The sequence below is a fragment of the Candidatus Nitrospira allomarina genome, from assembly GCF_032050975.1.
Taxonomy (GTDB): domain Bacteria; phylum Nitrospirota; class Nitrospiria; order Nitrospirales; family UBA8639; genus Nitrospira_E; species Nitrospira_E allomarina.
Window position 1 is genome coordinate 430,053 of the sequence record NZ_CP116967.1, and the last position, 15,145, is coordinate 445,197.

General features: G+C 51.2%; 9 protein-coding genes. 1 reads left to right on the forward strand and 8 read right to left on the reverse strand.

The features are described from left to right. Position 1: 1 nt before the first annotated feature. The 3 genes from PP769_RS01860 to PP769_RS01870 form a co-directional block, all read right to left on the reverse strand. Positions 2–652 carry a TetR/AcrR family transcriptional regulator gene (locus PP769_RS01860; protein WP_312644504.1) on the reverse strand — a complete coding sequence of 217 codons (651 nt, stop codon included), beginning with the start codon at positions 650–652 and terminating at the stop codon, positions 2–4. A 600-nt stretch (positions 653–1,252) separates the two neighbouring features. After that, positions 1,253–1,750, reverse strand: a complete 498-nt coding sequence (locus PP769_RS01865; protein ID WP_312644506.1) for a hypothetical protein — start codon at positions 1,748–1,750, stop codon at positions 1,253–1,255. Positions 1,751–2,165: 415 nt separating this feature from the next. Beyond that, positions 2,166–2,765: a DUF502 domain-containing protein gene (locus tag PP769_RS01870; RefSeq protein WP_312644508.1), complete on the reverse strand. Its 600-nt coding sequence runs from the start codon at positions 2,763–2,765 to the stop codon at positions 2,166–2,168. A gap of 249 nt (positions 2,766–3,014) precedes the next feature. On the opposite strand from PP769_RS01870, the gene PP769_RS01875 reads away from it, so the two are divergent. Continuing rightward, positions 3,015–3,275, forward strand: a complete 261-nt coding sequence (locus PP769_RS01875) for a hypothetical protein (RefSeq protein ID WP_312644510.1) — start codon at positions 3,015–3,017, stop codon at positions 3,273–3,275. Between the two features lie 449 nt (positions 3,276–3,724). Here the strand turns inward: PP769_RS01875 and PP769_RS01880 are convergent, their stop codons facing one another. The 5 genes from PP769_RS01880 to PP769_RS01900 all read right to left on the reverse strand — a co-directional run bounded on the left by PP769_RS01880 (position 3,725) and on the right by PP769_RS01900 (position 14,791). Further along, a complete protein-coding gene (locus tag PP769_RS01880; RefSeq protein WP_312644512.1) occupies positions 3,725–4,711 on the reverse strand; it encodes an NAD-dependent epimerase/dehydratase family protein in 987 nt (328 codons plus the stop codon). Between the two features lie 143 nt (positions 4,712–4,854). Beyond that, a complete protein-coding gene (locus PP769_RS01885) occupies positions 4,855–6,168 on the reverse strand; it encodes a trypsin-like peptidase domain-containing protein (protein ID WP_312644513.1) in 1,314 nt (437 codons plus the stop codon). A gap of 252 nt (positions 6,169–6,420) precedes the next feature. Beyond that, a complete protein-coding gene (locus PP769_RS01890) occupies positions 6,421–7,932 on the reverse strand; it encodes a toll/interleukin-1 receptor domain-containing protein (protein ID WP_312644515.1) in 1,512 nt (503 codons plus the stop codon). 21 nt (positions 7,933–7,953) lie between these two features. Beyond that, entirely contained in the window at positions 7,954–8,727 is a 774-nt protein-coding gene (locus PP769_RS01895) for a hypothetical protein (RefSeq protein ID WP_312644517.1), read from the reverse strand. A gap of 499 nt (positions 8,728–9,226) precedes the next feature. Continuing rightward, on the reverse strand, positions 9,227–14,791 hold the full coding sequence (locus PP769_RS01900; protein ID WP_312644519.1) for a DUF7379 domain-containing protein: 5,565 nt from the start codon (positions 14,789–14,791) through the stop codon (positions 9,227–9,229). Positions 14,792–15,145 lie beyond the last annotated feature (354 nt).

Genomic DNA, 15,145 nt, shown 5'->3' on the forward strand with positions numbered 1-15,145 from the left:
TTTACATTGGCCTTTTTAAGGTTGAAGTCCCGAGGCCGTCAAGCAACAACGACCCCAACCACTTGCCTTTGTCTACAAGCGATTCTTTGGGGCCGGACTGGAGAATCCAAAGATAGATGGTGGAGTTTAACATGCCATGAAACGCCAAGGAGGTATCTTTGGGATTCACTTTGCGGAATTCTCCGGTCCTGATGCCCTCCTTAATGAGATTCGCAACGAGATCGATTTGTGCCAGGTACCGTTTCCACACCCGCTCGCCAAATGCGCTTTTCACCGTCCATTCAAACCCGCTCCATTCAGAGACATAAATCCGGAAGAACGCACGGTTTTGATCAGCGAAAGCTAACTTCACCTGAATCACCGCACGTAACTTCTCCTGGGCCGGGAGACGGCTGTGCGCCGCTTCTTCCAAAAGCCGGAGTAATTCCTCCACCTTGGCTTCCACCAGAGAGATATAGATGTCTTCTTTGCTTTTAAAAAACCGGTACACCGTCCCCATAGCAAATTGCGCGTCCTCAGCGATTTCGGCCATGCTGGTTTTGAAAAACCCGTTCTGGGAAAACTTTCGCTCCGCGGCCAGCAAAATTTCTTCACGCCGGGCTTCATATTCCCGCTGCTTTCTTTCCGCCCGAGGATTGGGAGTCGCTTTCATACAGTGCCTTTTACCGAAATAGTTTTAATCGGCCTTGAATACTAATTCTAAAAGATGAATAGCTATTCCACAATATGAACCTCTGATTCAATTCATTATCGGTCCCATTCATCTTTCAGTGATGGGCAAAATTTACCGTGAACCCTATTTCTTGACTAAGGGCTCCGAACTTTGAATTCCTTAGGTAAAATTCTCACATCCCCTCTTTGAACATATAGCAAGGGAAAATGGGGTTAAAACGTTATCCACACTTCCCATCCTCCCTCGCCTTCCATGGATTCAGGGTGAAAAGAGAAAAACAGGGGAGAATACTATTTGGACACGGCGACGGAGACTACACGATTTCTTTACACGTATAGAGGAAATTTGCTTGGAGCGCTCTAAAGAGAAGATGATGAGTAGAGACCGGCCTCTTCAAATTCCCGAGGAAAAATCTTAATTAGGATACTCATTTAAAGGAGGGGAAGGGAAATTCCCGTCAGTTTATTTCGGCCTGAGAGAAAGAATGGTTGGTCTTTTTCAGGCTAGATGGCTGGTATTTGCATCTAACCATCCAATTCGGGTGGTTTGGGCCGAGTGAAATATTTCCCGCAACAAGGCCTACGAGGTCTCTTCGCGAAATGATCCTAAAAACAGATTCCCGCAAAGAAGAGCACCGCCTATTAATAAGCCTCCCACACCCGTATACACGAAAATTTCCGTCAGAAAATGTTCATGAGCCGGACCACGCCCGATGGAGGGGGCCAGAAGAAACATGGTCAGCCAAGAAAGCGGATACAAACTGCTGAGGCCAAGAAAAATTGCGGAGGCTTTTTTGTATCTGGATTTCATTCCAGACAACATGGTGAGTATGATTAGTCCCAGTGAAAAGGCCGCAATACCCGTTCCATGGAAGTGCGCACGTTGGGCATATCGCCAAATCTTATCCGCACTTTTGGCATCATGGACTGTGGGATTCGCTTCAATTCCCCGTTTAATATAATTTTTATACATATCTTCATTGATACCGAAAAGAATTCCCATTCCCACACCGAACATCAATCCCAATAGCACGAGGCCCAGCCCGATTTTCACCACTTCAATCTCTTTGGTCATCATGTTCACGATCAATCTCCCATCATCCTCTAATAAATAAAGACTGCCAGTCGCGTATTTCTCAAAATACCCATCCGATCCATCACATCCATGCGGTGATGCGTATCTCCCCAATCCCCATGCTAAATTCTCCAAAAGAATTAAATCTGCCCGTTTGCTCAGACATGTGAACATGGAGGTCGCGGATCACACTCGCTCATCCACGGCGGGCGATTCTAGCTTGGCGCACACGCCCCCCAACGGGGCTCGCTCCGGGTGCAAAGGGCCACTATACAGAGTGGCAAAATAAATATTTCAAGGTCATCACATATGACAAGCGGTGCGTGCGCAGTAACTTCAGAAAATTTGCCTTCTTTCTCTCATTTATGGGAATGAAATCACCCGCGGCCTCATTTAACTGAGAAAATTTCCTGTAGTTCTAAACCCCTTCCCCATTTTGCCCCCCGGAGACGCCCCCTGACACAATAAATGCCATGACATCCGCACTTTCTGCCTCCAATGGATGAACTTGTTCTTTGGGAAAGATCAAGATATTTCCCGCAAAATTATAGGATTGCGGAAAATAGACGGCCACATGATCGAGCAGGCCGAGAAATTCCAAATCCGTTCGAGTCACAAAGCCTACCGCTTCGGCATGACCACCGGGAACCAGAGACACCAAAACCGGCTGATCGAACCGCCGCTTTTCTCCCATAAACGCGGCAATCAGATCTTTGAGCGAGGTATAGAGAATTTTGACGAAAGGCGCTTTTACCAACACCCGTTCCAATATATCCAACATTTTTTGTACAAACACGGTGGACGCATATCGGCCGGTTAAGGTGATTAACCCGACCGTGATCAGAAATCCCACACCCGGTATGGGGATATTTAACCAGCCATCAATTGTTTGAAGTACCAACCACGCCACATACAACGTCGTCACTACCGGCACCAGGATTAACAGACCTTCAAAAAAATTCCTGGCCAGATCGTTCATATTGATATTGTCCCAAAACTTGGGCCGTTGTAATTCCATATCAGACTACCCCCATAAAAAAGTGAACACCCGCATGGTCAGCTCACCAAACACTGCCATTTCAAAACTTCGCATTTTTCCTGCAAAAATCAGCAATGGGCAGACCGTCTCCCCATGAAAGAATGTACCCTACCGCCAAAAGTCACACAAACGCGGAGCGATGGTCAACATGAGGGATGATGGGTGGTTACAGGGAACAGGGCAATGCAGTACAATCGGCTCAACATATTCTTAAGAGGGGGAACATGCATGGCACAAAGCAGTTCGGAAACGACAACAGCAGCAGCAGCAAACGATTCCCAGGAAACAGAAATTCTCTATGTCGTGATTCAACGGGATGGCAAGCAGGTCAGTGCTAAATGGGGACTCCATCCGAATCTCAAAGAAGAGTTGAAACCTGAAGAGTGGAAAGAGCTGACCGAAGTGATGGGAAAAGTCACCACCCTTGTCGGAGGTCGTTTTTCACAAGTCTTACATAAGGCCGAAGAAGAATCAGGTGGTACTGCTTGAAAGCGACCGCCCGTTGCTTTTTCTCCAGTTACTGAAGGTCACATTTCCTGCGGACAACGGCATTCTCAATTTCTCATCACGTTCGACTCCTCAAGACTCTTCCGGCAAGATCTCCTCTCAGGCGGGCCGAGTTTCGCTTTTACACGCTGGCTCTCCACCGCCAAAACAAAAGTGGGCCGAGAGGAGAGGTAACCCATCGGAACATGCCACAGACTCACGACCGGTACAAACATCTTCACTGCATTTATCAGAACCTGCATCATGAATGCTGAGCAAGCAATAATGAGAACAAACCGTGATAGAGTTGTCATCCTGAGGGAACCGAGGGATCTCGCACAGCCGTGGCACTTCAACGCGGGCTCAGACCCTTGGCCATTGGATCAAGTGAAGAGCCCTGCAATCACAATTGGCCCATCCAATGTCTAACCATGGAAATGAAAATTTTTACCCTAAAGGTACCCATTTTCCCGAAACCAGATAACGGCATCCTCAATTGCCCCTTGGGGGCCACTCCGCGGATAATCCAATTCTCGCAGAGCTTTTGAGCAATCGTAATGCTGCATGTGCGCCATCACTTCGACAAAAAAGGCAGACACAAAGGGGGGGCGGCGTAAGAGAGAACGTGAAACCCACTCCCCGACTTTTGCTCCCCAACGAGCGAGAGCCAATGGAACCGGAAAGAAAGGAGGCGGCACTCCAACCTCCTGCGCAATGAGTTCATTCAAGTCTTTTTGTGTCGTATTCCAGTTACCCACCAGATAGCGTTCCCCGACACGACCGCGCTCTGCCGCCCTGATCATAGCCACGGCCACATCCCGCACATCAATAATATTTACCCGACCGGGGACATACACCGGCATCCGCCCCTTCGCGACCATAAGAATATGAGTGCCGCTTGTCGGTTGCTGATCGTAGGGGCCGAAAAACTCTGTCGGAATCACCACCACTGCGGGAATACCGTGGTGAACCGATTGCAGAATCTTTTCTTCCATGGCGGCCTTGGCCATGAGATACGGATTGTTCGTATATCGGGTTGAAAATTGACAGGTTTCATTGGCTGGATGGCCGACCGTTTTGGGAAATCCCACAGTCGTGAGCGTACTGGCAAAAACGAACCGGTCCACCCTGGCCGCACGGACAGCCTCTAACACCAGTGCCGTTTCTTTCAGAGCCTGCCCTTTGGCCACCTCAACCGGAATCGTCCCAGACGGATAATACCCGGCGGTGTGATAGACCACATCCCTGCCCTCACAGCCCAGGCGCAAGGACTCTCCATCATTGAGATCACCCACCACACGCTCAACATTCAGCCCATCAATCGTGAAGGTGTTACTGGTGAATCGATGCAACACACGAACCTGGTCCCCACGCTCAAGTAGCACCCGAACTAAATTCGCTCCAAGTTGACCGGTTCCACCGATGACCAACGATTTCATCTGAAATCCCTGTCGAGTAATCGTGGAGAAAGTCCTCTTTCAGGTAGAACGTAACACCCTCTAGTCGGTTGTACAGTTGGGACCCGAGCACATACACATGTTTGCACGATGAGTGAAAAGAAATGCACGAAAACGAATAGTGCTTACTGCCCAAAACCCTGAATGGCGTTCCACGCATCATTGCCTGGTAAACCAAAGGAGGCGGGAGAATCTGCCGTTCGAACCAACGAGAGAGTCATAGGAATCATATTGGAAAAATCCTGAAAGGTCCCGGTTAAGGTTCTCCCATCATCGGACATCGTGGTTGCAGATTGGCCCATCGTTCCCAACACGGTCCGATAGAAAATGGATAATTGGTTGCCTTGCAATTGTCCTTCTCCCTCCGCGGTCACCATGGTTCCCAACACACTGGTGGTCACCTCTCTCATGACCACCCGATCTCCAATTTGTTGCAGGACATAGGACACGGTCGGTTCATTAGGATTTTTCCAGATGCCCGTCACATCAACCACGGCCCCTTTCTGGAGGGTCGCATTCAACTCCCGACGTTCGCCGGGAAGAAGTTCGACACTCTTGGTCCAAGGTCGATAGCCTTTCTTTTTGATTGCCACCTCGTATTCATCGGGAGATAATTGACCCACGACGACTGATCCCTGTGTCGTGTTTCCGACAAGTTCATCGTCGACAAATACCTCCGCATCCTTGGGAACAGTGGTGATAACCAACGCGGCCAACCTTTTTCCAGCCGAATCACCGGTATCTGTGGTGCTCCCCGGTGAAATATTTTGCGGTTCAATCCTGACTTGACGGCTAAACCCCGGCCAATTATCAACCGTGAATTGGGCAATTTGAGAGGGCTTGGCATTACCAAACTGCCGGATGATTTCCACAATGACACCGATGACTTTTCCCCGGTAGAGCAATGGTCCTCCAGAGTTCCCTTCTTCAACCGCACCAGAAAATTTAAGAATGGGACCGTCAAACCCAGACAGAGTCCCCCGGGTCACCGCCCATGGATTGCCTCCAACCTGGGGAAATCCGATTACCCGCACTTCCTCGCCCCCATGCAATTGACTCTGGGTATCCCACTCTAAAATCTGCACGTCATCGGGGAGATCTCCGCCCACTTTCAACAGGGCCAACCCTCTGGGATCCCCGCCTTCTTTGTTGATCACTTCAGCAACCAACGGTTCTTCTTGATGAGAAAAAAAAGTCACGGTGATCGACTGAGGGACTTCAGCCTCTCCCTCAATCACATGTGATGCGGTCACAATAAACACATGTTTTTTGCCCTCTCCGGCCACAAAGCCGGTTCCAACCTTTTGCCTGTTGGGGAATTGGGCCGTAACCTTGACCACCCCTTTTTTCAGCATGTCGATATCCACATCCGCCCACGCCGATGGGACCATGCCCAACATAGCAACAAGGAAGACAACCAGAGAATGGATGGATACCATCGTCAAATCCTTTACCCTGTGTATGAGATCCTCATTTGCAACCATCTTGTCACAACTATCACATGAAGCCAAGCCCACCCATAGAGCTCGTTCAGAGAAAAATCGGCAAACGTAATCATCTGGATGTCCCTGCCTAAACTTTCCTGAATCTCCCTTCCATAACACCGCAATGAGGATTCATTGGTGAGACTTTTAATTTCATCAGTTCATACTATCTGTCCTTTGTTCACTTTTTCCGTCCAGGAATTCCACCTAAAGCCCGATTAATTTCCTGACTGGTTCGAATACAGGGCTGTACCGGATGTGATCGAAGAGGGTCGGCCGAAGATTCTGTGGGTTGTCAGGAGTGCCTGTTTTGACATAGCCGGCTTTGCCCTTCAGATCCACCACCAATTTATGGCCGATCGGATCTATGCTGATTGAAGTGATCTCAAAATGGTCCAGATGGTCCAAGGCCAGAAACGCATTGGTTCCCATCGGCACCGCGGGCATTCCTTCGGGACTCACATATTCCACCGTTCCTGCAAATCCCTCCGGCGGTTTGCGTTCACCAGTCCCAGGATCCTGCGAGGAAAAGTCTATGGATTGTATCGGCAAGACTGAACTGGAAATCGGTTTCTTGCCTGTGATTTCCTTTTCTTTCATCACCAGAACCAGAGACTCATCCTGCCCAAACAGTTCCATCGTTCCCGGCTTCTTCTCAAAAATGATGTGATAGGTCAGCTCCTGATCCTGGGGAAAAGGAATGGAAAGTTCGGGCGGCGCTTGTAATCCGATTTGAATGAATTGGACGGCATGTATGCGGGACACCACCACTCGCTGTGGCCCCTCTTTCTTTCGGAATGCCAAAGTGACCGCATTATCATTGGAAACCTGCATCGTGACGACCGTCTCGTCGGTCAGCACGATACCATCGAGTTGCCCCGCAACGGCCTCCTGATGATCCGTGGGTTCAATGGTAATTTCCGAGGCCATACCAGAGCTGCCCACATCAAACTGCACGGTTCGCCCATTGACGGGGATATCGAACCAGGCTTTCGGCGGATAACTATCCGACTCCATATCATATTCAGCCGGGTCCGCAACCAACAGCCGGTCTGGACTGATAGCGAGTTTCCCGATATTTTCAATGGTCAGGGTCTCAAAGGTCATCATATCCGTCAGTCGTTTATCATCCATACCCGGCGCCACGCTAAATTCCATACGGGTGGTTTCCACATGCACCGAAATATCCGGATCGACTCGCACAAAGGAACTGCCGATCAGCAGGATGGCAAGAACCCCTCCCACCCCGGCCTTGACTCCAAAAAGAGCGACCAATTTTCCGAGCAGAGAAGGTTGGGTGGAAGAGGCCTCAGGGAGTTCAATAGGCTTTCCCTCTAATTTCCCACGGATGACAGAAAGGAGAATTTCAAATTCCTTGGATCCGGCCGTGCCTGCCCACCCAAGAAAGCACAAGGCCTGAATCCCGGTAAATGCCAATGGAATGGCATTGGTCTCCAACATGACCGGTACGACCTTTTCCGTATTCAGAGCTTCCCGAGCCTCTGCCCGCACCCACCGGGAATCTTTAGCGTGAGCGGTCCATAACACCACTACGCATTTCGCCGAAGCCAACGCGTCTTCAATCGTTTTATCCCACTCGCTTCCCACCTGAATCTGGCGATCCCACCAAACCGACATCCCTGATTGCTCCAAGGATGCAGCCAATTGTTGGGCCAAGGGTCGATCCTCGCTGGCGTAACTGATGAACACGTCCTTCATGACTGAAGGGGGGACCTCCATTTACGGGTTCACGATTGGCTGATGGTAGAAATGAATCTCTTTGGAAATGGGTTGATTGGAGGATAGAGAAAACCCACTGATGTCCAGTTTGTAGGAGCCGGGCTCTGCATCTTCGGCCTCCCAATGAATCGTAAAGGGAAGACCGGCACGTTTTCTCCTGAAGAGTTGCCTCTCAACTTCCTTGCCGGAAGCCTTGTGGGTAATGGAGGCCAGAAGTCTCGCATCCTCTCCGGTTTTTAAGGTAAAGAAATACCCTTCAATTCTCGATGGCGCATCCTTGTGATAGAGCACTGCAGGGGCCACTCGCTCTATGCTGGAAGTCGACTCGGCATCAAGGCGAACCAGTGCCCCCAATTCATAGAGACCGAGTTTGGGAGTCAGGTGTTGCAGAACAGGATCGGTCGGCCAGGCAAAGACATTCTGAAACCCTTTTTCCCAGACCCGGGCAGGCTCCACCTTATCCAACCAATAGTAGGTGCGATAATCCAGTTCCCGGACGGTCAGATACACCGCATGCTCATCATCTAAATAAAATTGAAGCTTCACTGCATTCGGAAAATTGTCAGAGGAAACCAGTTCCTGGTAATCGGCCAAAGCTGAAATCAATTCGATAGTCAATCCCGAAACCGGCTTCGGTTTGACGCCTTCCTTCCAACTGCCTAAATGATCCTGACTGCGGGATTGATATTGAATATCCAGTTGAGCCCAGGGTAACGATGGGAACCCAGCGATGAAAATCAGAATCAGGAATAATCCAAATCCACCCTTTTTCATGGCTAACAACTCCTCCACATTTTCAGGGAAGCTCTTCCTTAAAGTGCATTCGATTGGACATCCCTCTCGAAGATAACGAGGAGTCTACCGCGGACGGAAAAATGAATCTAGCGGAAAACCTTGATCGAAGCGTGAAAAGAAGTTGGAGGAATCGAGAAACCGGATCATTACATGGATACAGAACCTATTCTTCTCAAGCGGATGTTCTTTTAAAAGCGGCATCAGTCTGTCTGATATGCGGGAGCACGCTCTACAGGACTTACAAGCCGGGACACCCGGATAGACTGTGACCAGACCTCCAGTACTCCATTGTCTGTAGAGTATCCAAAGCCCCTACACACAGCGGTCAAAAACGCAAGGACCGACCGTCCAAACCAGATCCGGCTAATCGAGACGGGTAGGTAGAAGGGTCCAATGGCGGTCGAGATAACAGATGGTGCATTGGGCAATTTCCAAAGGAAGCACTAGAGGCGATCACCTTCATCTGAACACATCATTACTATTCAGGCTCGCCCTTTGCACCACTATCCGACATAAGACTCTCATGTAATGTTTTCAGTCCAAAGATCAGCTGTTGACGAATTTTGAGAGGGGCCTGAGTGGCAACCATCAATTCAAAGAACTTGATATTGTTGATCACAGAATGTATTTCTCTGGCTGAACCTCCCAGTCGTTTGGCCTCAAGATATCCACCGAGAATTTCCTTTTGATCGTTGGCTGTCAGACGCTGTGCATATAATGCCTCGAGCAGTTTGTGATCCGGGGTCAGACTCATATCCCAAAAAGATTGTCCTTTTCCGATTAACTCTTGTGCATAGGTTGATAATTCGGCAAGCCCCTCTGCGACAGAATCAGATCCTTTTACCTTCCCGCGTCGAGTTGACCGCCCTTTAGACTTATCCCACGAGAGCACAATCTCAGCCGCCAGTCGATTGCCCAAGGGATAATACACATCGTTTCGCTTTGCCGCTTTGCCGCTTTTGTAGCCCTCCGCATAACAATTCTTCATTTCCAGTAAGGCTTTCCGTTGCTCCCCCTTCTTGGTGAGGAGCATGGCTTTTCCTTTGTAGAGCTTCCCTTTGAGCGCATACCGCTCTTGTGTGTGTTGAATCGTGAGAAGGCCAGCAAGAATTTTTTCCGCATCCCTAAACAGGTCCGTGATCGGGAATTCCTTTTCCAGGGAGTCGAGCTTCTGTGTTTTTACATTTCCCTGGCTTTCAAGGCGATCGACTGCCCACCGGACTTTCAGGTTGGCTAACTGTTCCAGCGATTCCACCGTCGCATCGGCCGGTTGCAGCGTTCTCCCTCGATCATAGAATCCGACCGCCTCCGCAAAGAGGCCCAATTCTCCATAGGCCAACCCCAGCGCCGCACACATGGCCGCGGACTCCGTCCACCCTTGTCCAACACCGGCAGACAATTCTTGCAATCGGCGTCGCAACCGGGGCTCATCTTTCGGCTCGGCTGTTTTGGCCTCTTGAACCAGATTGTACAATTCCACTCGCAATTCGACAGGAGCCACCATCCGGCGTTGCCTACCCATGCTTTTCGCTCCGATCGTTAACGCAAAATCCGGGTCCCCATAACATTGGTACGCTCCCCACGTATTGGATCCGCCCTGGCGAAGAAAGATCTCCTCACGCGCCAGCCGCACGGCATCACCGAATGTTCGATTTCGGAACATCTCTTCATAGAATTTCCTGGCAAAGGTTTTGGCGGCAAGGTCGTCCACTGCCCAACCTGCCGCAACCACCGCCCGCACGCCCATACAAATCAGCTGAGTCCCCAGGTTTGAGGCGAGTTGATGAAACGGAATGTTCGCTTGTTCAGCACTGCCTTTGGTTTGTCCCAGATGGCAGCAATTCAAAAATACCAATTCGGGCACATACCGCATTTGGTCAATTTCGGCCGGTGTCAAAAACAGGCCTTCCCCCAAGACCATCCCCGTGACCGTTTTTGGTTTCGTATAAGATTCCGTTTTGGTAACTGTCGCCCCGGACTTGGCAGCCTCCTCTTCTAATGGGAATTCAAAGACGCCATGCGCCGCACAATGCACAATGCGATAGGGCTGTTGATACAGGGCAGCCAGAATCGCATCCGGTGTCGCTTCACCCTCCACGAGTTCCACGACATCACGGTACTCCTGGTGACGAATGAGTTGCGCCACTTCCCGCGCTTCGGCCGCGGCACCCGGCAAAGGAGAAAATTTTCCTGAAGATTCGTGACTGGTGGGGTCCCCAATGACGAGCGCATTGAGAGCTGTTCCATGGAGAACTTTTTCACGGAATTGTGGAACCGCCATTTGCCGCACCATCCCGGCTTCCACAGCGAGAGGACGCGAGTTGGGATCAAACCGATTGTGCAATAATTCCCAAGGATAGGCCGCCGACTTTTCATCCAACACCAGCACCATACTTCGACGGTCCGGAGCATATTCTTTCATCCGATTCGGAATGATGAGCTCAAACAGGGTGCTGGATAATTCCAGATCATTCTGGGTGGTAGCCATGGCTCGTTCCAAAAACCGTTCAATGAGTTTGCGTTGTGCCGGCTGCAAATAGGTTTCCGCCCGCGCACGATTGGTGAGGGCTTCAAATTTCAAGGAGCCGTCATTTTGGGTGGCAATGCGCAATCGTTGCCACCACCCCGCCTCTTCATCAAATGAGGCACGACGACGCCCCTCAACTCCCTCGACCATGACTTCATGGATATGCAGATGTTCACGAAAATCCTGTGATCGTCCCAGTTCCAGTAGTGACTTCGTGGCTTGAATGGCCAGATCCTGATACAACTCAAGTATCTCGACCGACTCAATGGAGCCTGTGAGACGCTCGGAATCTGCGGACGGCTTTTCAGATTCAAGTGTCTCCGTCCGTTCCAGTCGGTCCAAACGCCGATTAGCCTGAAGAATTCCACGAAGAAGCGATTGGAGGGAATCAACCAGGGACAGGCCTCCCGCACCCGTCCCAATCAGCAACATAGTCAGAGGGATTTTCAGTTTTGGACCGCACGAACCATCCACCGTCGTGGCGCGGCGGCGTTCCCGCTCGACCTCGATACATGTAAGCGCATAGTTGACCATCGCATCGGCCATGGTGCTCGTTAACCCTCCCGGAGTTAAATCTCCAACCATGCCCAACCCCACCACTATGGCCCCTGGATGCGTTCTTCCCTGATGACAATCCCCATCGTTTAGTACCACGGCAGAAGTATTGAGTTTATCCGGATAGAGACCCAAGCACTGTCGTTCACGCAATCGACCATTGAGTTGCCGGTCAAGATAGGCCTCGGCACTGACAATCGTGTCTCCTTCATAATGCCCCACCGCCACAGGAGACGAGGCGCGGGACAAATTGCCATGGACCATGGTCACGGTAATTTTCCGGGTAGGCTGGCGTTTCTTTTTGACGCGAGCCGAGCCCAGGGCGGACGCAATGAGATCCTCCTCGCTGGGATACATTTCGAGCCGAACCTCGGGGAGCTCAAAGGGGACAACGGACACCCCCCGACGAACAGGAGGCACTTGGGACAACTTCGTGGTGACTCCGGCATTCAATAAATCAAGCAGGCCATCAAAGTGTTCCGGAGCATTGGCCAGATCACCATGCTCAATGTCCACATAATACGCCTGGTGTTTGAGTGCTTCGGGAATGCCGGTATCCCAGGGAACCCGCCCATCCCCAAAGGAGGTCGCATCGATCCTTACCCGCCGCGTGGCTGGGGCCGAGAGGTCAATGGAGACATCACACGGTGTCGCATCCGCTCGCCCCGCAACATAGAGCATCCGTTGAGAGTCAATCGGGCTGGCCTGAAGAAGTTGCTGAACCTTGAAGGCTTCAGCCAGTTGCTCAGCATCCGGCACGGGCCACTCAATTCCTGCGGTTTGTGAGGTTGCCACCTTTGCCCCGAATAACCCTCGCGCCCGATCCCGGTCATGCTCCAGGAGTGATTTCCAGGTTTCCGATTGATAGACATCAAGGGACCCGTTATGCGGGAGAAGCTGCAGAACTCCATCAAATCTGGAAATAAATCCCAAAAGAGTCGTTTGGGAATTCGTAATATCCAGAAGGTCCAACATTCGTACCAGTGGATCACGCCCCATGAGCATTCCGGTGATGGCGTGCGACCCCCCATTGGGGGTGCCCAGCATGATGAACCGGGAACCGGGATGCTGGCACATGCGATCCCACACCTTTTTTCCCTCTTCCGTCGCCATCATGACCCGCACCACCAACCCGCCCATGGAGTGCGCGACGATCCGTACCGGTTGTCCCACAGCTTCCTGTGCCTTGACCGTTTCTTCTAAATCCTTTCGAAACCGGTCAGCAAGTTCGACCAGCGATTTTCGCCAATCATAAGCAAAGGGTTTAACCGTATGTGAATTGGCCAAATATTTAATGAGGTCCTTATAGCCACTCCCGATAGGTTGATCAGCCACGACAATTTTCGCGGTATGCTTCAGCTTTTTCAGACCTCCGAAAGCTAAATCCAACTTATCCAACCAGACTCGATCCTTTCCCACCTTGAGTTGACTGCCCATGGTGCCGGGCAGGACATAAACAACAGGCTGTGGGGATCCGACAGCGCGTTTGCGGTAATCATCTTCGGTCACTTCGGACGGCTCGCGCTCCAGTCGGTGAAAGAGGGAATGGGGCACGTCCTTGGTGAGAGCCTGCATCAGCCGATTCGCCGTATCGGGATTACGGAAATAATGGAAATGATCCACCTCCTTTCCGGTGTCGATCCAATACTGCACCTCCCCTGTCCGCTCTGTCCCGCCGAACATCGCCGGGGTATTCACGACCAGATCATGATCTTCCCGATAGAATAAGTCCGTCACGAAGGTTTTGAGTCGCCCCAGCACCCCTTCTCCGGCCACATCCCCGCCTAAAATATGCAGGTCAGCCATCGACCGCACTCCCGGTCGATTGAGGATGCGAACCAATGGCGAATCCGGCATCTGCGCTTCCAACCCGGGCAACTCTTCCGGTTTGGTCCGGTTTTTCACCACGCCCAGCAGGAATGCGGAAAGTCCCTCAAGCACCGGGTTGCCCTTCAGTCCAGGGATCGCCCCAACCACGTTCAGGATAATCGACAAATACCGATCCAAACGGCCACTCGCCAACGTGGTGCCGCGGGCTGGACATCCCACCCGGACAAACCGCTCAATGATCAATTGTTTTTGCTGGAGCAGATGACCGAGTTGCTCCAACTGCTTCAGATCGGCCTTTCGATCCGGTTGGGCAAAGACCTCGAGATCATCCTGATCAAAGGGAAATCGGCCCTCCATGATGCTACGACACAGCAATTCCCCCACGAGTCCACCACGGGAATGCGAGACCAGGTGCAGACGAGCCCCTTCGGGAAAATACCCGGCAAGTTCCAACGCATTTTGAATGGGATTCTGAGAAAGCGTTCGATGTTGGAAGGCCAGCACACGTTTGGGGTAATGCCCAAGGAGTTGCACCATACGGGCATTGGCGCCTCCATCCCAGAGTCCGCCGAAACTGCCCTCGGTCGAAGAGGCGGTTCCATGAATGAAGACCAGCCACGGTTTATCTGTCTTTTCCTTTTCCAGGGATTTGATCCGTGTGTAATCAGACGACTCTTTTCCTTCCCACCGATAGAGACCCGGGCCCGGCTTCAACACACCCTCAACTTTATCCTTAATCAAGTCTGTGGTTGCGCCCACGGGGTCCAGGCCAAACACTTTGAAACCTTTTATCACCCAATTTCCGACGATACCCCGACTGGAGGCCCCAATAGGCAACACGCTGGGAAGTTCGACCACGTCACCGGCAGGCCCACGGCTGGGAGTCAATCCAAAATCCCTTTCCAGATCATCCACCCGGACCCACAATTTCAATCCCTGATCCAGCTCCAATTGGATGAGATCGTTCGGGCTCAAATCATCAAATTCCAGAGGTGGTTGGCCCGCGCGAGCCCGTTGGACCCTGGCACTATGTTTCAGGGTGACCAGGTCCTTCAGATTGGCAGGAAAATCGGGAGTTGCGGATTTCAGTTCGAGCGGCTCAGGTTGTCCATGCACGACAAGACGCTTCATTGTTCATTCCTCACATGATGTTGTTAGCATGACCCCCGAATCATTCCGGCGGAACAAGCGGTTCATTATCATTTCGACGATACCAATATGTGTTCCATTCGTTTGCCCCATCCAAAGAGGACGGAAGCCCATTACAGCAAATCCGTCGAGTAATTCCTACCCTTTGCTCCGTCACCACAGTGAAGCGCGGAGGGACCATTGAGGAATCATCGACATGAAAGGTCTTGAAGGAAACATTAAGGTGGGAGAGGTTAGAAATGAAGAGATAAATTTCGGCAAATGTCCGTCGAGGCCCTTACCCAAGCAAACTATCATGCAAAAAAAATGAAGAAAGAAACCGGGTTATGATCCGAC